The organism is Empedobacter sp. UBA7248, assembly GCF_002472945.1.
Classification (GTDB): Bacteria; Bacteroidota; Bacteroidia; order Flavobacteriales; family Weeksellaceae; genus Empedobacter; species Empedobacter falsenii_C.
Genome location: NZ_DKSU01000009.1, coordinates 182,203 through 202,200 on the forward strand (window position 1 = coordinate 182,203; position 19,998 = coordinate 202,200).

A 19,998-nucleotide genomic window follows, 5' to 3' on the forward strand; every position below is an offset into this window, starting at 1 on the left:
AAAATAAACCAAAATCTAATACCTACCATAATGTCTCAATTTAATATTATGAAATTTTCTTATTTAATTTTACTTGCTTTTATGCTAAATGCTGGTTGTGCTTTCGGTAGTAGCGATCAAACACCAGAAGAAACAGATACTATTTTACCTGCTTTTACAACTGCTGAATTGATTGGTAAAGGAAATCCTACGATGGTGGGGAATGGGTATAAATTGTTGCCAGAAGTTGCAAAACAATTTGAATTAATGAAAGCTGATGCGCAAAAAGCAGGCTTTAAAATACAAGTGATTTCGAGTTATAGAAATTATACTTACCAAAATGGAATTTGGGAGCGCAAGTATAAAGCGAATCAGGCGAAGAAAATTGCAGCGAAAGAAAACATCGAAAAGATTATTGAATATTCTACCATTCCAGGAACTTCTCGTCACCATTGGGGGACTGATTTGGATATTATAGATGGGACGCGTGGAATACCAGCAGATCCGTTGAATGAGAAACATTTTAATGAAGGAGGATCAATGCATAAGTTTAAGCTTTGGTTAGATGAAAACGCTTCGAAATATGGTTTTTATTTGGTGTACACGGATAATTCAGCGAGAAAAGGATTCAAATATGAGCCGTGGCATTTTACGTACAAAGCGATTTCTGAACCGATGTTACAAGCCTACAAAAAGCTAGATATCAAAAAAGTTTTGCAAGAAAATAAATTGTTAGGAAGCGAAAATTTTACAGATGATTTCATAGAAAAATATAGAAAAGAAAATATTTTGGATATAAATCCTGTTATTAAATAGTTAAAGCTCCTTTTTGGAGCTTTTTTTGTGGTATCTTTAGATAAAAATTAAAACATTATACTTTCTGATGAGGTTAATATTTTTCATATCGTTGTTTTTGAGCATGAGTCTATTGACTTTTGCAAAACAATCGATTGTGAAAGATTTGGACGGAGATGGAAAGTTTGACAAGGTTTCGATTAATTTTGAAACGAATAAAATAGAGTTTTTACTTTCTGATACTGAATATAAAAAGCAGAGTAGTTTAGCTTTTCATGAATTGGATCGCAATGCGAAAATTGAAGAAACAAAGAAAGGTTTTAAGATTATCAATAAAATAGGAGATGTTTTGTTTACATCTTATTTTCGATACAATCGTCAGACAAAAAAGATTGAATTATCTGCTATAAAACGTTCAATAGTTTCGGATGATTATTCGAAAGAAAATGGCGAATCGACTTTTATTACAGCGACAAAAGAGTTTATTGCGAAATGGAATAGTTTGGATAAATCATCAAATAAAGTGATTGCTTTACCAACGTTAAAAACCAAAATTGATTTGGATGTTATTTCTTTGAATGATTTTAATGATGCATTTCTGAATAAATTTAATCAACAAAGTTTGACTTTTTATAAAGCTGAAATCTCCAAGCAAAAATAATTATTGCTCCAAATCTATTGTTCTGAATGTTAGATTAATTCGTGGCGAATTTACTTTTTTAGTAGGAGGTAAGCGATGCAGCCAATAATCTTGCGTTTCATTTTTCATTACCAATAAACTACCACTTGCAAGATTTAAAGAAATTACTTCTTTGGTTTCTTTGTGTTTAAAACCAAATTTACGTTCAGCACCAAAACTAAGCGACGCAATTGCGCCATGACGTTTCAATTGTTTTTCGCCATCGCTGTGCCAAGCCATTCCTTCAGAACCATCATGATATAAATTTATCAAACAAGAATTATAAGTTTCACCAGTTTTTTCCTCAGTTAATTTTTTTAATTCAAGTAAAGTATCAGTCCAAGGTAAAGCTGTTTTCGTGATTTTGGAATAGGTATAAGCAAATGGAAAATCTCCATACCAAGCAATTTTTCGTTTAGTTTCGATTAATTTACCAAAAATAATTGCTTGATCGTTCTTCCATTCAATTTCATTTAATAAATCAGAATAATAACGATGCGCTTCTTCATCGCTCATAATTTGCCCAAAATAATTTACAGTTCCATCTTTAGGAAGTAGATTTTCTTGTCCGTCAAATAAATCATTAAATAGGTCCATTTATAGTTTTATATGATCAAAAATAAGGAATTTAGATTTAATTTGGTTTATGTAACATGCAGATAAATAAAATTTTACTAACGTTTGTTATTTTAAATTTAATATTGAATAAGTCAAAAAAAATTTGGATTATATAATTTTTTATTTATTTTTATTTAACCAAAATTTAACACAAAATGAATAAATTGATTTTTAAGAACACAATTAAGTTCTTTCTTGTAAGTAGTATTTTACTTCTTGTTTCTGTCTTTTTAAAAATGTTAAATGTAAATCATGCAGATTTTATTTTGAACATTAGTTTTTCGGTTACAATTATTTCGCTTATCGCTGTAATGATGAGTTATAAGACTATAAGGGAAAAAAACAATTTATCTATAGATTAATTTTAATTAATAATTTTGGTTATTTATTTATGAAAAGATAAACAACCAACTGTTGTTATATAAATATTAAAATAGAAGAGAGAAANNTTTCTCTCTTCTATTTTAATAAACCGCCTCAGCGATTCTTTTAGTATTTATTGAATTACTCATCGTATAGAAATGTAATCCTGGAACACCAAAATCGATCAACTCTTTACATTGTTGAATGCACCATTCAATCCCGATTTCCTTAATTCGTTCCTTATCTTTCGACTTCAAAACTTCCATTGCCAAAGCTTCTGGTAAATCCAAATAGAAATTCTGCGGAATCGACGTTAGTTGATTGAAAGTTGTTAAAGGTTTTATACCTGGAATAATCGGAATATTAATATCCATTTCGCGACATTTCTTCACGAAATCAAAATATTTCTGATTATCGAAAAACATTTGCGTCACGATATAATCTGCACCCAATTCCACTTTCTTTTTCAAATAATACAAATCCATTGCAAGATTCGGCGATTCGAAATGCTTCTCAGGATAACCCGCCACACCAATACAAAAATCCATTGCATGAGACTCTTGTAGTTCGTCATCCAAATAATTTCCAGTATTTAAAGCCGTAATTTGCTCAATCAATTCCGATGCATGCGCATGTCCACCAACTTCTGGAACAAAAGATTTTTCCGATTTAATAGGATCTCCACGCAAAACCAAAAGATTATCAATTCCTAAGAAATTCAAATCAATCAATGCATCTTCTGTGTCCTCTTTTGTAAATCCACCACAAATCAAATGCGGAATTGCATCTATCTTATAATGATTCTGTATCGCAGCGCAAATCGCAACTGTACCAGGACGTTTTCGTACTTGATATCGCTTCAACAATCCGTTTTCTTTCTGTTTGTAAATATACTCTTGACGATGATAAGTTACATCGATAAAAGCTGGATTTAACTCAACTAATGGATCTAAAGTTTTGAACGTCGCATTGACATCTTGCCCTTTCAAAGGTGGTAAAATTTCCACAGAAAACAACGGTTTTCCGTTTGCGCGTTCTATATGTTCGGTAACTTTCATTCTTTATTTTATCGTTTAGCGAAGTTCGAATCTCGAATTTCGATTATATAATTTCTTTTATAAGGGCGTTCCCTTTGGGCGGGCTTTTCGTTACAATCTTTTTTGTTGATTTCGACTTCGCTCAATCAACAAAAAAGGATTTTAACTGCAATCCCTAACGCATTTTTTAATTTTGTTCTACGTTCGTTATCATTCTGAACTTATTTCAGCAACTCATCCAAATTTGCGCGATTCTTCGAAAAGCTCAGGATGTGAATTTTTGAGTTAAGTTCTAAATATTAATGTCTAAATACTAATATCTAATTCTTACGCCAAATTAGGACTCAACCAACGTTCAGCTTTATCAAGTTCTATATTTTTACGTTTAGCAAAATCTTCAACCTGATCCATTTTTATTTTTCCAACTCCAAAATATTTTGCTTCTGGATTTCCAAAATAATAACCTGAAACAGACGAAACGGGGTACATCGCCAACGAACTTGTTAACTCAATTCCTGCATTTTTCTCTACATCCAAAATCTTGAAAATCGTTTCTTTTTCTAAATGGTCAGGACACGCAGGATAACCAGGAGCAGGGCGAATTCCTTTATATTTTTCTGAAATTAATTCGTCATTTGATAAAGTTTCATCTTTCGCATAACCCCAAACTTCTGTACGAACATATTTATGCAAATATTCTGCATAAGCTTCAGCCAAACGATCGGCAATTGCTTTTACCATAATCGAATTGTAATCATCTAAATTAGTTTCGTAAGCTTTGGCAACCTCTTCAATTTCTTGTCCTGCAGTCACAGCAAATGCACCTATGTAATCTTGAATATTTGAATCTTTTGGCGCAATAAAATCAGCAATCGAAATATTTGGTTGCTCTTTCGATTTTTTTGCTTGTTGACGAAGTGTGTAGAATTCTTCGATTTTGTTATCATTTTCATCAAACAATTCAATCGTGTCATCGTTTACCGTATTCGCTTTGAAAAGCCCAAAAACAGCTTTTGGTTTTGCTAAATTTTCAGTTTCGATTTTATTTAACATCGACAATGCATCAACATATAATTCTTTGGCATTTGTTCCAACAATTTCATCATCTAAAATCGCTGGAAACTTTCCGTGTAAATCCCACGTTTTGAAAAATGGAGTCCAATCTATAAAATCTCTTAATTCAGAAACTGTTGTTTGATGCGTAAAAACACCTAATTTATTTGGTTTAAAAGGTTTATTTTCTTCAAAATCAACTTTTAATTTATTTTTTCGAGCATCTTCAATCGATAGATATTCCTTTGATACAGCACGATTCAAGAAACCTTCTCTAATTTTTGTATAATCAATAGTTGTTTCTGTAAGTAATTCTGCCTGTTGATTTCCAATCAATTTTTGACAAATCGTAACCGAACGAGAAGCATCTAAAACATGAATTGCTTTATCGTATTCTGGTGCAATTTTAACAGCTGTATGCGCTTTAGAAGTCGTAGCGCCACCAATCATCAATGGAATATCAAGATTAAGACGTTTCATTTCTCTAGCAACATGCACCATTTCATCTAACGAAGGTGTAATTAATCCAGAAAGACCAATCACATCGACATTATTTTTTTGCGCTTCATCTAAAATCGTTTCAGAAGAAACCATTACACCTAAATCTATGATTTCGAAACCATTACAGCTTAAAACAACTGAAACAATATTTTTTCCGATATCATGAACATCACCTTTTACAGTTGCCATTAAGATTTTAGAAGGCTCTTTGTCTGTTTTATTTCTAAGTTTTTCTTCCTCTAAAAAAGGCGTTAAATAAGCAACCGACTTTTTCATTACACGCGCTGATTTCACAACCTGAGGTAAGAACATTTTTCCACTTCCGAAAAGGTCTCCAACGACATTCATTCCATCCATCAAAGGACCTTCAATAACACGTAAAGGAGAACCAATTTTTTCTAAAGCTTCGGCAGTATCTTCGTCAATAAATTCTGTAATTCCTTTAACCAAAGAAATTTCAATACGTTTTTCTAATGGTAACTCACGCCAAGCATCATCTTTCTTTTTCTCTTTTGTAACACCTTTTAGATGTTCAGCAAAATCAATCAAACGCTCTGTCGCATCATCACGTCGATCCAATAAAACATCTTCAACGTGTTCTAATAAATCTTTTGGAATATCATCATAAATCTCAATCATTTCTGGATTGACGATTCCCATATCCATTCCGTGTTTGATGGCGTGATATAAAAACGCTGTGTGCATCGCTTCACGAACTGCATTATTTCCACGGAATGAAAACGAAACATTGGAAACTCCACCCGAAACTAATGCATGTGGAAGATTTTCTTTGATCCATTTAGTTGCATCAAAAAAATCGATTGCATTTCGTCGATGTTCGTCCATTCCCGTTGCAACTGGGAAAATATTCACATCAAAAATGATATCTCTTGGATTGAAATTTACTTCATTCACCAAAATATCATACGAACGTTTTACAATTTCGATTCGACGTTCATAATTATCTGCTTGACCTTTTTCATCAAACGCCATAACCACTGTTGCAGCACCATAACGCTTAATTTTTTTGGCATGTTCAATAAATAATTCTTCACCTTCTTTTAAAGAGATTGAGTTGACAATTGCTTTACCTTGCACATTTTTCAGACCAGCTTCGATTATTTCCCATTTTGAAGAATCAATCATAATTGGAACTTTCGAAATATCAGGTTCAGAAGCAATCAAACGTAAATATTTCACCATAGAAGCAACACCATCAAGCATACCTTCATCCATATTGATGTCGATAATTTGCGCACCACCATCTACTTGATCACGTGCAACTTGAAGTGCTTCTTCAAATTTTTCTTCTTTGATTAATCGCAAGAATTTTTTAGAACCAGTAACATTTGTACGTTCACCAACGTTTACAAAGTTTGAATTTTCACGTACAATTAAAGGTTCTAATCCAGAAAGTTGAATTTTTACGCCTGACATTCTACATTAATTTTTCGAGGTTCGTATTCTTTTGCTAAATCTGCCATCAATTTGATATGATCTGGTGTAGTTCCACAACATCCACCTAAAATATTTACCAATTTTTTATCCAAGAAGGGTTTGATAAAATCTCGCATCATTTCAGGAGTTTCATCGTATCCACCGAAAGCATTTGGTAAACCAGCATTTGGATATGCGCTCACATAAAATGGAGCTTTTTCGGCTAAAACTTCCAAGTATGGAATCAAATCTGTTGCACCTAAAGCGCAATTTAATCCAACTGAAATTAAATCAATATGTTCTAATGAAATCAAGAAAGCTTCGGTTGTTTGTCCAGAAAGCGTACGTCCAGATTTATCTGTAATTGTACCAGAAGCCATTAATGGAACGTTAATACCTGTTTTTTCTATCGCATCTTGAATTCCATAAAATGCAGCTTTTGCATTTAAAGTATCAAAAATAGTTTCAACAAGTAAAATATCGGCACCAGCTTCTAACATTGTTTTTGCTTGACGATAATAAACATTTGCCAATAAATCAAAATCCACATCGCGATAACTTGGATCGTTAACTTGTGGCGAAATAGAGGCAGTTTTGTTCGTAGGACCTAAAGAGCCAACAACAAAACGAGGTTTATCTGGCGTAGAAAACTCTTCACACGCTTCTTTCGCTAAACGAACGGCTTCGTAATTTAATTCATCAACCAAATCAACCATATCATAATCAACCATAGAAATAATATTGGCATTGAACGTATTTGTTTCGATCAAATCCGCGCCAGCAGCCAAATATTCTCTGTGTATATCTTTGATAATTTGCGGTTGCGTTAAAACCAATAAATCGTTATTTCCTTTTAAAGACGTATGAAAATCCTTGAATCGTTCTCCACGATAATCTTCTTCTTGTAAATTATGCTTTTGGATCATTGTTCCCATCGCACCATCTAAAATTACAATACGCTCTTTTAGTATATCGTCTAATTTCATTCTAAATATTTTAAAAGCTTTATGGGAAGAAGTGTGAGGTGAGTCCTTATCTTTCTCTATTTGAGTAGGATTTAGCACCCAACTATACTTTGGGTTGCTAAGATTTCAACGGGCCTATTCCCTCCATCTTTCTTTATAAAGCTATGTGCAAAATTATTTAAAGTATTGAAAATAAAAAAATCAAGATTGAAAAAAACGAGTTTAGAATTTGGTTCATAGAAATAATTTTTGTTTGAAATAGTTCAAAATCTCTAATAGGTCATTTTTGAAATTTATTTTAGAAAATTATTCTTTAAAATGCTATTTTTAAAGAAATAATATTTTAATCAATTGTTAAAACTAATCGTTTTTAGAATATTTTTAATATAAAAAGGTTTTCTTGAAAAAATATTAAGATTTGTTTTTTCTTTTAATTGTGTTTTTTAGAAAATTATTTTTACATATTGATATTTATAGAATAAAATTCATAATTTGTGTGTTTTTATTACTAATTACGGAAAATATTAAATTAAAAAGATGAAATTAATTTGGATATATAGAATTCTTTCACCTAAATTTGTCCTCAGAAATAGTTCATTAAAATTTACATTTTATCAAGAAAAGTGGAGGGAAATGGCCCAAAGAAACTTTAGCAACCTGATTAACAAATCAAGGTGCTAAATCCATCCTTATAGGAAAGATGAATAAAAACTACTGTAAACCAATCATTCAATAATATTCTTTATTCAAAATGGTTCAATTGTTTTTATGCGATTGAACCATTTTTTTTTCTTCACTTTTCTCTGATAAAAAATTATTAAAACAAAAGAATACATGAAAAAAATAAATATCGGATTGTTCGGATTTGGAGTTGTAGGAGAAGGAATTTACAAGGTTTTAGAAGAAAAACCACAATTGAATGCTGCAATTAAAAAAATTGTGATTAAAGATAATTCTAAACCTAGAAATGCTCCGTCTGAATTATTTTCGACTAATGCGGATGATATTTTAAATGATGATGAAATAAATGTTGTTGTTGAGTTAATTTCGGATGCTGATGCGGCGCATGATATCATTATAAAAGCGTTCAATAAAGGAAAACATGTGGTAAGTGCAAATAAAAAATTGATTGCCGATCATCACAAAGAATTATTGGATTTGCAAGCAAAAAATAATGTTTCTTTTCTTTATGAAGCATCTGTTTGTGGATCAGTTCCGATTATTAGAAATTTAGAAGAATATTTTGATAATGACTTATTGAATTATGTTTCTGGAATTGTAAATGGTACAACAAATTACATTTTGACGAAAATGGCAAATGAAAATGAGTCGTATCAAGATGCCTTAAAAGCAGCGCAAGAAAGTGGTTTTGCAGAAGCTGATCCAACTGCTGATGTAGAAGGTTTTGATGCGTCGAGTAAATTGGCGATTATTACGTTGCATGCTTTTGGAAAAAAGATTGATGTTGAGCAAGTTATCCGAAAAGGAATTACCTCATTGAAAGTGGAAGATTTTAAATACGCGAAAGAAAAAAATTATACTATAAAGTTGATTGCGAATTCTAAAATTAATCATCAAACAGGTGAAATTACATCAACAGTTTTACCAACTTTTGTTGAATTAAATAAAACAATTGCGCTTGTAAACAACGAATATAATGGTGTTTTAATCGGAAGTTCGCTTTCGGATGAACAATTTTTGTATGGAAAAGGAGCAGGGCGTTTCCCAACTTCTTCGGCTGTTTTGAGTGATATTTCTGCGTTAAAATATGATTATCAATATTCGATTCGAAAATATGAAAACAAAGAAGAAGGAGTTTTTAATCAAACAGGAAAAAAGAGAATTTATATCGGTTTTGAGAATCAAGCAGATGATGTTTCAAACATTTTTGATGAAATAGAAGAGCGTTATCAAAGTAAAAATTACAACCATATTGTTGGTGTGATTGATATAGAAAAGCTCAAACAAAAAGAGATTATCGAAAATCCAAAACTTTCAATAATTGCGTTTGAGTAAATTTTTGTGATTAAAAAGCCTCAATGTTAATTGAGGCTTTTTTTGTAAATCTAAAAATTAAGGGTTTTGTAAATACTTTTTCAATAAAAGTTTTAGTGGTTTATTTTTAATTAATCCAGCATAAGTCATTTCAATTTTAAAATCTTTTGAGATCAAAACCCAATATGGATAACTAATTTGTTCGTTTTTATCAGTAAATTCTTCTAAAAATGGGTGAGTTTTTTCATTCGATTTATGTTCATATTTTTTGTTAAAAAAAATAATTGATTCATTTGTTTCTGCATCAAATTCAATAAAATAAATGTCATTATTTAGAATTTGAAGTAATTCATCATCTTTTTCTAATTGTTTTTTTTGAATCATACAGTAACTACACCAATTGGTAGAAAAATAAAGCAGAATTGGTTTAGGATTTTCATTAAAAATTGAATTAAATTTTTCTAATGAAATCTGTGCTTGGAGATTCAATGATGATAAAATGAATATGAAGTACCAGATTTTCATTAACGTAAATTGTATCGGACACCTATAAAACCTCTTGTTCCCTGCATAGGTGTATAGCTGTAATCATTTGGCTCAAAAATAACATCGTTTCTTCCTTTAGGAGGAGTAACACTATTTCCAGGTTCTCCAAATGGATCCCACCAACGAGCAATTACATCGCCTTTTGGTAAAACATTAAAAATATTTTTTACTCCACCATAGATTTCAATATTATTTTTGAATGATTTAGTAAATTGAATATTGGCAATAAAAGTTGGTTTTGAATATTCAGGTCGATAATCATTTTCTACGCGAGGTAATTTCATTTTATCATTATAATTGGCGGTTAAATCAATAGTGAAACCTTTTTTGAATGTATAACTTGCTAAGAAATTTCCAGACCATTTTGGTGCGTGATATTGAACTTCTTTTTCACCATCTTCTTTTTTGTAAACATTCATATAGGTTGCGCCAAGCATTATTTTTAGAGGAAAGTCAAATGTTGCATCTATGTTTAAAGAAACTCCTTGAGATATTGCGTGTCCATCTAAATTGTCATAGATAATCTTTGTTTCGTCAGTATCTGTATCAGCAATAATTTTGTTTGTGAAATAAGAATAGAATGTTGTGAAATCAAAGTTTAGAGCTGCAAAAGAAGTTGGTAGTTTGAACACATAATTAATATTTCCATTATATGATTTTTCAGGTTTTAATTCATTTTCAAAAACTACTTGTCTAGCTCCAGTTAATGCACGATGATCTTCTGTGAAAACATTTACAACACGAAATCCTGTACCAAAACTTGCTCTTAAAGTATGATGAGATGAAGGTGAAAATTTGTAAGCTACTCTTGGAGAGTGTATTCCTTTATGTGTTTTATCGTAATCAAATCTATAACTAAGTAAAAGTTTATTTTCAGTATTCAAAGTCCATTCGTCTTGTACAAAAAAACCAGGAATCGGTGTGTTCATTGGATTATTCTTGATTAAATTATTATCTTCATCATATTCTCCAGTCCCTCTTGTGTTATCATCGTAATAGGTATACTTAAATGAAGTTCCTAAAAGTAAACTATGTTGTCCAATTATTTTATCCCAATAAGCTTGAGCAAAAACAACTTGTTGTTTTCCTTGATACGATTCTGGACCATAAAATGAATTCTGTTGATGAAAATTATAAGAAAATTGAGTCATTATTTTCTCTTTTAGAGGTAATTGATACATTCCTATCGCTTCAAAACGATTTGTCATAATGCTTTCTGCATAAACTTCGTCACTTCCTCTGTGTAGTTTTCTTTTCCAATTCATTTGACCTCCCCATCTATCTTCATATAAATAACGTAAAGCAACCGATGCTGTTCTATTTTCTTGACGTTCAAAATCAAATTTATTGAATAACGTGATGCGATCATGTAATGTTACATCTGTAAAACCGTCGTTATTTTTATCTTTCTTGTTTCCATATTTAAAGTAATTAAAGCCAAATAAACCATTTACCTTTTCTCCTAAATTATATTTGTATCCACCATCAAGATTGGTTTCCAACCAAGAAGTTGTAAAAGCATCCAAAGATAATTTTGGAGCAGATTTAGGAGATTTGGTAATTACATTAATTATACCTCCCATAGCTTCTGTTCCATAAAGGGAAGATGCTGGTCCTTTTACGACTTCTATTCTTTCTACCAAAGAATTCGGAATTCCACTCAAACCATAAACAGTAGATAAAGAAGAAACAATTGGCATTCCATCAATTAAAATCATGGTATATGGACCTTCCATTCCGTTAATATGAATATCACCTGTGTTGCAAACGTTACAATTTAATTGCGGTTGAACACCATTTATTAATTGTACAGCGTCAAATAATGAAGGTGTTGGATTTTTTTGAAAAAACTTCGGTGTATAGATTTCAATTGGAACTGGACTATCAGACTTTCTCACAGCTTTCATTGTTCCTGTAACTACAATCTCATCTAAATTTTCTGAAGGATCTTTCACATAAATAGAATCTTTTTGTTCCTGAGCATTTGATAGAATGGAGGTTAAAGCAATGAATGAATAAAATATTGTTTTCATATCAAGTAAATTTATAATCAAATTAAAAAGTTAGACAAATCTAACAAAAATATTATTAAAAATGAATTATTAAATTTTACTTAATTTTCAACTATATTTGTTTCTATGAATTCATTGGTCGAAGAAAATTACTTAAAAGCATTATTTCATCTTTCTGAAAATGGAAAAGGAGAAGTGAATGTGAAGGATTTGAGTAAGCATTTGGAAATAAAAATGCCTACTGTAAATAGTATGATGAAAAAATTAGCTGAAAAAGAATTGGTGATTTACGAATCATATAAACCACTTCGGTTATCTGATAAAGGAATTTTAAAAGCTTCTTTGATTGTAAGAAAACACCGATTGACAGAGATGTTTTTGGTAGATAAAATGGGATTTGGCTGGGAGCAAGTGCATGAAATTGCTGAGCAAATAGAACATATTCAAAGTTCAATTTTTTTCGATAAAATGGACGAATTATTAAATTTTCCTAAATTAGATCCGCATGGTTCTCCAATTCCAGATAAAAACGGAAAAATAGAAATTATCAATTACAAAAAATTGGCAGAATTTAAAGAAGGTGACAAAGTAGAAATATGTGCTGTCATTGGTTCTTCTGATGAATTTTTGAAATATTTGAATTCAAAAAATATTCATTTGAATGATGAAATTGAAATCATTTCAGTCGAAGATTTTGATGGAACAATGAAAGTTAAATTTCTAAAATCAAATGAAATTGAATCATTTAGCAATCATGTAACTTCAAGATTGTTAGGTAAATAATGGTTTTTAATTTATAAAAAGAAAAAGCAAGTTATTTAACTTGCTTTACTATTATTCTGCTTTTCCTTTTATTCTGAAAATTTTTCGAGAAGAAACCGGATCGTTAGATGTGATTGTTACGGATTTATTAAAATCTCCAGTCACAGAACCACTTGAATATTTAACGGTAATATCCGCAGATTTTCCTGGTTCGATAGGTGTTGTAGGATATTCAGGAACTGTACATCCACAAGATCCAACAACGCTTTTAAGAATTAAAGGTTTATCACCTGAGTTGGTTACTTTCATCTTAGCTGTTACTTCAGTATTCAATTTTATATTTCCAAATTGAATTTCTTCTTTTTCTAAACTAAGTGTTTGAGCAAATAAATTTGTAACGCCTAAAGCAAAAGCACCTAAAAACATTAATTTTTTCATGACGATAATTAATTTATAATCAAATGTACAAAAGAATTTTACTTTAAATAAAATTACTTTCGAATTTATTACAAATAACATTCCAATTTTATAATATATATTTAATATACTAGGCAGTTTAAGGCAGATTGTGTAAATTTGCCCAAATTTATTTTAAGTCATATATAAATAATGGAAATCGCATCTAAATATACGCCAACTGAAGTTGAAGGAAAATGGTATGAATACTGGATGGAGAAGAAGTATTTTAAATCTACTCCAGATGAAAGAAAAGCTTACACAATCGTCATTCCACCACCAAATGTAACAGGGGTCTTACACATGGGACACATGTTAAATAATACGATTCAGGACGTTTTAATTCGTCGTGCACGTATGCGTGGATTCAATGCTTGTTGGGTACCAGGTACAGACCATGCTTCGATTGCTACGGAAGCGAAAGTTGTTGCGAAATTAAAAGAAGAAGGTGTTTCTAAATTTGATATTGGTCGTGAAGAATTTCTTAGTCATGCTTGGGATTGGACGCATAAGCATGGTGGAATTATTTTAGATCAATTAAAAAAGTTAGGAGCTTCTTGCGATTGGGATCGTACAAAATTTACGATGGATCCAGATTTATCTGAATCTGTTCAACGTGTTTTTGTTGATTTATATAACAAGGGATTAATTTACCGTGGATACCGTATGGTAAACTGGGATCCAGAGGCGAAGACAAATATTTCTGACGAAGAAGTTATTCATGTTGATAAAAATGGAAAATTATATCATTTAAAATATCAAGTTGACGGAACTGATCAATATATTGTTGTAGCGACAACTCGTCCTGAAACAATTTTTGGTGACTCTGCGGTTTGTATCAATCCAAATGACGAGCGCTACGAATGGTTGAAAGGAAAACAAGTTATTGTTCCAATCGTTGGTCGTAAAGTAAATATTATCGAAGACGAATATGTTGACATCGAATTTGGTACAGGATGTCTTAAAGTTACGCCTGCACACGATGTGAATGATTACGAATTAGGTAAAAAACATAACTTAGATTTCATTGATATTTTTACAGATGATGCGAAATTGAATGATTTAGGATTAAATTATACTGGATTAGATCGTTTCAAAGCGCGTAAAGAAATCGAGAAAGAATTAGAAGAAAAAGGTTTACTTGAAAAAGTAGAAAACTATAATAATAAAGTTGGTACATCTGAAAGAACAGGAGCGGTGATTGAGCCTAAAATCTCAAATCAATGGTTCTTGAAAATGACAGATTTAGCTAAACCAGCTTTAGATAATGTAATGAATGATACGATTAAATTTCATCCTGCGAAATTTAAAAATACGTATCGTAATTGGATGGAAAATGTAACAGATTGGAACATTTCTCGTCAATTATGGTGGGGACACCAAATTCCTGCATTTTTCTATGGTGATGGAAACGAAGATTTCGTTGTGGCTTTAACAAAAGAAGAAGCTTTACCATTAGCACAAGAAAAAACAGGAAATGCTGCATTAACTATTGAAGATTTACGTCAAGATGAAGATGCATTAGATACTTGGTTTTCTTCTTGGTTATGGCCAATTTCTGTTTTCAACGGAATTAATGAGCCAGAAAATGAAGAAATCAATTATTATTATCCAACACAAGATTTAGTAACTGGTCCAGATATTATTTTCTTCTGGGTAGCGCGTATGATTGTGGCTGGATATGAGTATCGCAACGAATTACCTTTCGAAAATGTATATTTTACAGGAATTGTTCGTGATAAACAAGGACGTAAAATGTCGAAATCGTTAGGAAATTCACCAGATCCAATCGAATTGATGAACGAATACGGTGCAGATGCAACGCGTATGGGAATGTTGTTAACGGCGCCTGCTGGGAATGATTTACCTTTCGATGTTGATTTGTGTTTACAAGGACGTAATTTCGCCAATAAAATTTGGAATGCTTTCCGTTTAATCAAAGGTTGGGAAGTGAAAGAAGATTTAGAACAAACTTCTGCTCAAGCAAAAGCGGTTGAATGGTTCGAAAATAAATTCCAACAAACATTAGCAGATATCGAACATAATTACGATCAATATCGTTTATCTGATTCATTGATGGCGATTTATAAATTGATTTGGGATGATTTCTGTTCTTGGTATTTAGAAGCGATTAAACCTACTTTTGGTGAGCCAATTGATGCAAAAACTTATGCAGCAACCATTTCTTATTTAGAAAATGTATTGAAAGTTTTACATCCATTTATGCCTTTCTTAACAGAAGAAATTTGGCATTTAATTGCAGAAAGAACAGAAAACGAAGCATTGATTATTTCTAAATATCCAGAAGTAACAACTTTCAACGAAGAAATTATCAAGAATTTTGAAAATACAAAAGAGGCAACAACAGCTATTCGTGGATTACGTTCAGAAAAAGGAATGTCGCCAAAAGAAGCTTTAGAAGTTTTTGCTGATACACAAGCTGCGATCGAAATATATGTTGATGTTTTCTCTAAATTAGGAAATGTTTCTAATTTCAATACAGGAGATAAACCAGAAAAAGGTTTTGCTTTCCGTGTTGGTACGTTAGAATTTATGGTTCCGATGTCTGATAATATCGATATTGAAGCAGAACGTGAGAAATTACAAAAAGAGTTGGATTACAACCAAGGTTTCTTAAATTCTGTTCGTAAAAAATTATCAAACGAAAAATTTGTTGCTGGAGCGCCAGAACAAGTAATTAACGCAGAACGCAAAAAAGAGGCAGATGCTTTAGAAAAAATTGCACAAATTGAAGAACAATTAGCTTCATTGTAATTTTTTATCAAAATAAAAATTAAAACCACTTCATTTGAAGTGGTTTTTTTATTGATTTTTTTCAATTAACTTTAATAAAGTCTCAAAAAGTAGATATGTCAAGCAAATTAAATTACAAAAAGGAAAAGTTATATTCTGAATTTTTAAATCAAGAAAGAAATATTTTTGTTTGGATTCCAGAACGTTTTAAAAATGAAAGTTTGCCTGTTATGTATTTATTGGATGGCGGTATTAATGAGAAATTTAAACAAATAGCAAAACTAATTGATGAGTTAATCATATCAAATCATATTCAACCATTGATGATTGTGGGAATCGAAAATATCAATCGAAATTTTGATTTTACAAGAAATACAAAAGTTGCAAAAGACAAAAAATGGGTTCCAGAATATGGAAATGCAGAAAATTTTGAGAAATTTATTGTATTAGAATTACTTCCTTATATTTCGAAAAATCACAAGACAAATAACTCGAAAACTATTGTTGGCGAGTCTTTAGGAGGATTATTGGTAATGGATATATTGTTTTATTTTCCTCATTATTTTGATTCATTTATCGTAATTGATCCTTCGCTTTGGTGGAATAATCACGAATTGTTTGATTCTTATTTAGAAAAATTTGATTTTAATCTGTTAGAAAATAAAAAGATTTGGATTTCGAGCTCTAAAACAGTCTCAATTTCAACGTTTACAGATCAATTTGTAGAAAAATTACGAGGAAAAGACAATTTGAAATCAAACTGGAATTATTTACATGATCCTTCTCAAAATCATTTCACAATTTTCAATTCATCAATAGAATCAGCATTAATATGGACGTTTAAGTAATATTTTTTGTACGATTCATATGACTTCAATAGGTTTCTCCAACAAGTTTGTCTAAATTTGCAAACCTTTTTAAAAAGAATTAATGCAGTATTTAGAACTACTTTTAATCGGAATTTTCACAGCTTTTATCGGATCGTCCATTCCTGGATTGTTGAATATGACGGTGGTGAAAATTGGGAAACAAGAAGGAGTAAAAAGTGCATATACTTTTATGTCAGGAACAGCGGTTACGATTGCAATTCAGGTTTATTTAGCAATTTTTCTGGCAAAGTTTATTGATTTTAATGAAGAAGTTACCAAAATTTTTAGGGAAGTTGGACTAGCTGTTTTTGTAATTATTACCATTTATTTTCTCTTTTTTGCGAAGAAACAAGATCAAAAAAAGAAGAATAAAAAGCTAAAACAACAAGGTGATGTAAAACAAAAAAATAAATTCATTTATGGATTATTGTTATCTGCTGTAAATGTTTTCCCTATACCTTTTTATGTGTTTTTAAGCGCAACGTTGGTTTCGTATAATGTTAATGTTTTTGGACAACCAAATAGCTCAGTTTTTGCTTTAGGAGTTGTAGTTGGTTCGATGATTATTTTTGGACTGTATCTGAAATTTTTTAACTCAAAATCGGAAGAAGATTCATTTATTTTGAAGAATATTAACTATGTAATAGGAGGAGTGACGAGTGTGATTTCTTTGTTAACGATTTATCAACTTTTTCAATAAAAATTTAATTCAAATTTTGTTTTGGATGCGAGTATTTAACCAAATATTCCATCACTTCATCACATTCTTTTCCTTCTAAAATATAGCTCAAAATATCTTCGATTAATTCATCAATAATTTGGGGATTAAACTCAAATTTTTTAGCTAAATCAATACAAATAGCTTTTTCATTTTGATGAATATTCAAATCCACAACCATTAACAAAACAGCGTCGTACAACAAAGAAAGTCGATCTGTAAAGGTTTTAGGCAATGTAAAATCAAACTTCGTGTTTTCGTTCAAAATATAACTTACATCTTTGGCAGAAAGTTCATGATATTTGGCGATATCAGAAATAATTTGAATCTCTTTTTCATTCAAATTTCCATCACTTTTACCAATAATAAATAAATTTTTGATGTGATTTAATTTGTCAACCAAAGTAAGATTATTTTTCATTTGTTGCTTTTTGGGATTAAAAATACTCAAAATAGTAGTAAATTAACGTTCAAATTTTTTCATGTGTCAGATTTTAAAACGAAAATAGATGAGATTTATGATAAGCAATGTGAGAATAAAGCAAATATTCGTCATCTTACTGTTTATCAGCGGAAAGAATATTTGAGAAACTTAGAAAATTCAATTCTAAATCATCGCGCTGAAATAGAAGAAGCATTGTTTTTGGATTTAAGAAAATCTAAAATTGAAGCTGATTCTACCGAAATATTTCCTGTTTTAGCTGAAATTCGATTATTTCGAAAGAATTTGAATCGTTGGACAAAAGCGAAATCAGTTTCAAATAATTTACTTTTTTTAGGTTCAAAAGCTAAAATTCAATCGGAAGCTTTGGGAAATTGTTTGATTATTTCGCCTTGGAATTATCCTTTTCAATTGTGTTTAGTGCATTTGATTGCATGTATTTCGGCTGGAAATACAGCAATTCTTAAACCTTCGGAGTTTTGTCCAAATGTTTCGAAAGTTATTGATAAAATTATTTTTGAAGTTTTTGATGAAAATCATATCGCCCTTATCGAAGGTGAAATTGAAGAAACGACATATTTGTTAACCAAAAAGTTTGATCATATTCATTTTACAGGTTCGCCAAAAGTGGGTAAAATTGTGATGCAAGCAGGAACAAAGCATCTTTCTTCGGTGACGTTGGAGTTAGGAGGGAAGTCGCCTTTGATTATTGATGGAACAATTCCAATGCAAGAAGTGGTTGAAAAAGCAGTTTGGGGAAAATTGATAAATTTTGGTCAAACATGTATTGCGCCAGATTATATTTTGATTAAAAAAGAATTTCAAGAGCAATTTATAAATATGTTTATTGAACATATAGAAAAAGTCTTTGGAAAAAATCCTTCACAATCGAAAGATTTGGCAAGAATTGTAAATCTTCAAAATTATAATCGATTAAAAAACTTGATTGAAAATGCAATAGAAAATGGTGCAAATTGTCCTTTCGGAAATGAATACATTGAATCTGAATTGTACATTAAACCAACTTTATTGACACATATTCCAATAGATGCAAAAATCAATGAAGAAGAAATATTTGGACCAATTTTTCCGATTTATACATTTACAGTAATAAATGAAGTAATTGAATATATCAATCAGAAAGAAAAGCCTTTAGCTTTATATATTTTTTCGAAAGATTCTATTTTTATTGATAAAATTAAGATTGAAACTTCATCTGGTTCTGTGGTAATTAACGAAACATTGGTGCAGGTTTTACATCCAAATTTGCCTTTTGGCGGAGTTAATAATTCTGGAATTGGAGCTTCAACAGGTTATGCAGGTTTCAAAGATTTTTCGCATATGAAACCTATTTTAAAAGTTAATCGTATTTTATCTCCATCAAAATTTCTCAATTATCCCTATAATTCTACAACTCAAAAGGTAATTGATTTTTTGATGAAATATTTTTAAATCTCGGTTCAACGATTTAATTTTATATTTGTTTTATACAACAATCAACGTTATTTTTGTAGTTAAATCTTATAGAATTGTTATCAAAAAAGACAAAATACGGACTAAAAGCGATGGCTCATTTGGCCAGACAAGAAAGTAACAAACCAGTTTTAATCGGACAAATTTCTGAAACAGAAGTTATCCCTAAAAAATTCTTGGAAGCTATTTTATTGGATTTAAAAAAGTTAGGTTTCGTCAATTCGAAACAAGGAAAAGGAGGTGGATATTATTTGGCGCGCGATGCGAAAGATATCAGTTTAGCATCTTTGATTCGTGTTTTAGAAGGGCCGATCGCGCTTTTGCCTTGTGTAAGTAAAAATTATTACGAAAAATGTGATGACTGTCCTAACGAAGGCGTTTGCACATTGAATAAAGTGATGGTTGAATTGAGAGATTCGACTTTAGAAATTCTTGAAAATAAATCTTTAGAAAGTTTAAAATAAATCTTTAGCCTGAGTTTTTCAGGCTTTTTTATTGGAAAATTTTATAAGAACGAAGAAAAAAAGTATAACTCTTTTTCGAG

General features: G+C 30.7%; 17 protein-coding genes and 2 riboswitches. Of the genes, 9 read left to right on the forward strand and 8 right to left on the reverse strand.

The annotated features are described in order from the left end of the window. Nucleotides 1-48 precede the first annotated feature (48 nt). Entirely contained in the window at nt 49-795 is a 747-nt protein-coding gene (locus tag B4A23_RS10710; protein WP_236688214.1) for a M15 family metallopeptidase, read from the forward strand. A gap of 103 nt (nt 796-898) precedes the next feature. Next, nucleotides 899-1,435 (forward strand): hypothetical protein, encoded by a 537-nt coding sequence (locus B4A23_RS10715; protein WP_286485707.1) that lies wholly within the window; start codon nt 899-901, stop codon nt 1,433-1,435. Here B4A23_RS10715 and B4A23_RS10720 read toward each other — a convergent pair whose 3' ends face one another. From B4A23_RS10720 to B4A23_RS10735, 4 genes are all read right to left on the reverse strand, one after another. Continuing rightward, nucleotides 1,436-2,050 carry an alpha-ketoglutarate-dependent dioxygenase AlkB family protein gene (locus tag B4A23_RS10720; protein WP_291119817.1) on the reverse strand — a complete coding sequence of 205 codons (615 nt, stop codon included), beginning with the start codon at nt 2,048-2,050 and terminating at the stop codon, nt 1,436-1,438. A gap of 485 nt (nt 2,051-2,535) precedes the next feature. After that, on the reverse strand, nt 2,536-3,492 hold the full coding sequence (metF, locus tag B4A23_RS10725; protein ID WP_115000637.1) for a methylenetetrahydrofolate reductase [NAD(P)H]: 957 nt from the start codon (nt 3,490-3,492) through the stop codon (nt 2,536-2,538). A gap of 306 nt (nt 3,493-3,798) precedes the next feature. Beyond that, nucleotides 3,799-6,462: a methionine synthase gene (gene metH, locus B4A23_RS10730; RefSeq protein ID WP_291119819.1), complete on the reverse strand. Its 2,664-nt coding sequence runs from the start codon at nt 6,460-6,462 to the stop codon at nt 3,799-3,801. Next, entirely contained in the window at nt 6,450-7,448 is a 999-nt protein-coding gene (locus B4A23_RS10735) for a homocysteine S-methyltransferase family protein (protein ID WP_180906737.1), read from the reverse strand. Before B4A23_RS10735 ends, metH begins: the two co-directional genes overlap by 13 nt. A 43-nt stretch (nt 7,449-7,491) precedes the next feature. Further along, nucleotides 7,492-7,590, reverse strand: a riboswitch (SAM riboswitch). A 445-nt stretch (nt 7,591-8,035) separates the two neighbouring features. After that, a riboswitch (SAM riboswitch) is annotated at nt 8,036-8,134 on the forward strand. A 127-nt stretch (nt 8,135-8,261) separates the two neighbouring features. Between B4A23_RS10735 and B4A23_RS10740 the strand changes: the two genes are divergently transcribed. Beyond that, nucleotides 8,262-9,443 carry a homoserine dehydrogenase gene (locus tag B4A23_RS10740; RefSeq protein ID WP_038331702.1) on the forward strand — a complete coding sequence of 394 codons (1,182 nt, stop codon included), beginning with the start codon at nt 8,262-8,264 and terminating at the stop codon, nt 9,441-9,443. Nucleotides 9,444-9,500: 57 nt separating this feature from the next. Here B4A23_RS10740 and B4A23_RS10745 read toward each other — a convergent pair whose 3' ends face one another. Both B4A23_RS10745 and B4A23_RS10750 read right to left on the reverse strand, forming a co-directional pair. Beyond that, nucleotides 9,501-9,947, reverse strand: coding sequence for a thioredoxin fold domain-containing protein (locus B4A23_RS10745; protein WP_286512028.1), 447 nt, complete (start codon nt 9,945-9,947; stop codon nt 9,501-9,503). Further along, complete coding sequence (locus B4A23_RS10750; protein ID WP_291119822.1) at nt 9,947-12,001, reverse strand: TonB-dependent receptor plug domain-containing protein; 2,055 nt, start codon at nt 11,999-12,001, stop codon at nt 9,947-9,949. The genes B4A23_RS10745 and B4A23_RS10750 overlap by 1 nt, the downstream gene beginning before the upstream one ends. A 105-nt stretch (nt 12,002-12,106) precedes the next feature. Between B4A23_RS10750 and B4A23_RS10755 the strand changes: the two genes are divergently transcribed. Then, on the forward strand, nt 12,107-12,763 hold the full coding sequence (locus B4A23_RS10755; protein ID WP_038331708.1) for a metal-dependent transcriptional regulator: 657 nt from the start codon (nt 12,107-12,109) through the stop codon (nt 12,761-12,763). 51 nt (nt 12,764-12,814) lie between these two features. Here the strand turns inward: B4A23_RS10755 and B4A23_RS10760 are convergent, their stop codons facing one another. Continuing rightward, entirely contained in the window at nt 12,815-13,180 is a 366-nt protein-coding gene (locus B4A23_RS10760; RefSeq protein ID WP_291119827.1) for a DUF1573 domain-containing protein, read from the reverse strand. Nucleotides 13,181-13,351: 171 nt separating this feature from the next. Between B4A23_RS10760 and B4A23_RS10765 the strand changes: the two genes are divergently transcribed. The 3 genes from B4A23_RS10765 to B4A23_RS10775 all read left to right on the forward strand — a co-directional run bounded on the left by B4A23_RS10765 (nt 13,352) and on the right by B4A23_RS10775 (nt 17,521). Continuing rightward, nucleotides 13,352-15,973: a valine--tRNA ligase gene (locus tag B4A23_RS10765; RefSeq protein ID WP_291119829.1), complete on the forward strand. Its 2,622-nt coding sequence runs from the start codon at nt 13,352-13,354 to the stop codon at nt 15,971-15,973. A gap of 95 nt (nt 15,974-16,068) precedes the next feature. Beyond that, on the forward strand, nt 16,069-16,800 hold the full coding sequence (locus B4A23_RS10770) for an alpha/beta hydrolase (RefSeq protein WP_291119832.1): 732 nt from the start codon (nt 16,069-16,071) through the stop codon (nt 16,798-16,800). An 82-nt stretch (nt 16,801-16,882) separates the two neighbouring features. Then, nucleotides 16,883-17,521: a LysE family transporter gene (locus B4A23_RS10775; RefSeq protein ID WP_038334451.1), complete on the forward strand. Its 639-nt coding sequence runs from the start codon at nt 16,883-16,885 to the stop codon at nt 17,519-17,521. A gap of 4 nt (nt 17,522-17,525) precedes the next feature. Here the strand turns inward: B4A23_RS10775 and B4A23_RS10780 are convergent, their stop codons facing one another. After that, on the reverse strand, nt 17,526-17,960 hold the full coding sequence (locus B4A23_RS10780; protein ID WP_038334450.1) for a hypothetical protein: 435 nt from the start codon (nt 17,958-17,960) through the stop codon (nt 17,526-17,528). 63 nt (nt 17,961-18,023) lie between these two features. Between B4A23_RS10780 and B4A23_RS10785 the strand changes: the two genes are divergently transcribed. Beyond that, a complete protein-coding gene (locus B4A23_RS10785; protein WP_291119834.1) occupies nt 18,024-19,433 on the forward strand; it encodes an aldehyde dehydrogenase family protein in 1,410 nt (469 codons plus the stop codon). Nucleotides 19,434-19,510: 77 nt separating this feature from the next. Continuing rightward, entirely contained in the window at nt 19,511-19,918 is a 408-nt protein-coding gene (locus B4A23_RS10790) for an RrF2 family transcriptional regulator (RefSeq protein ID WP_038334449.1), read from the forward strand. The last annotated feature ends 80 nt before the right edge of the window (nt 19,919-19,998 follow it).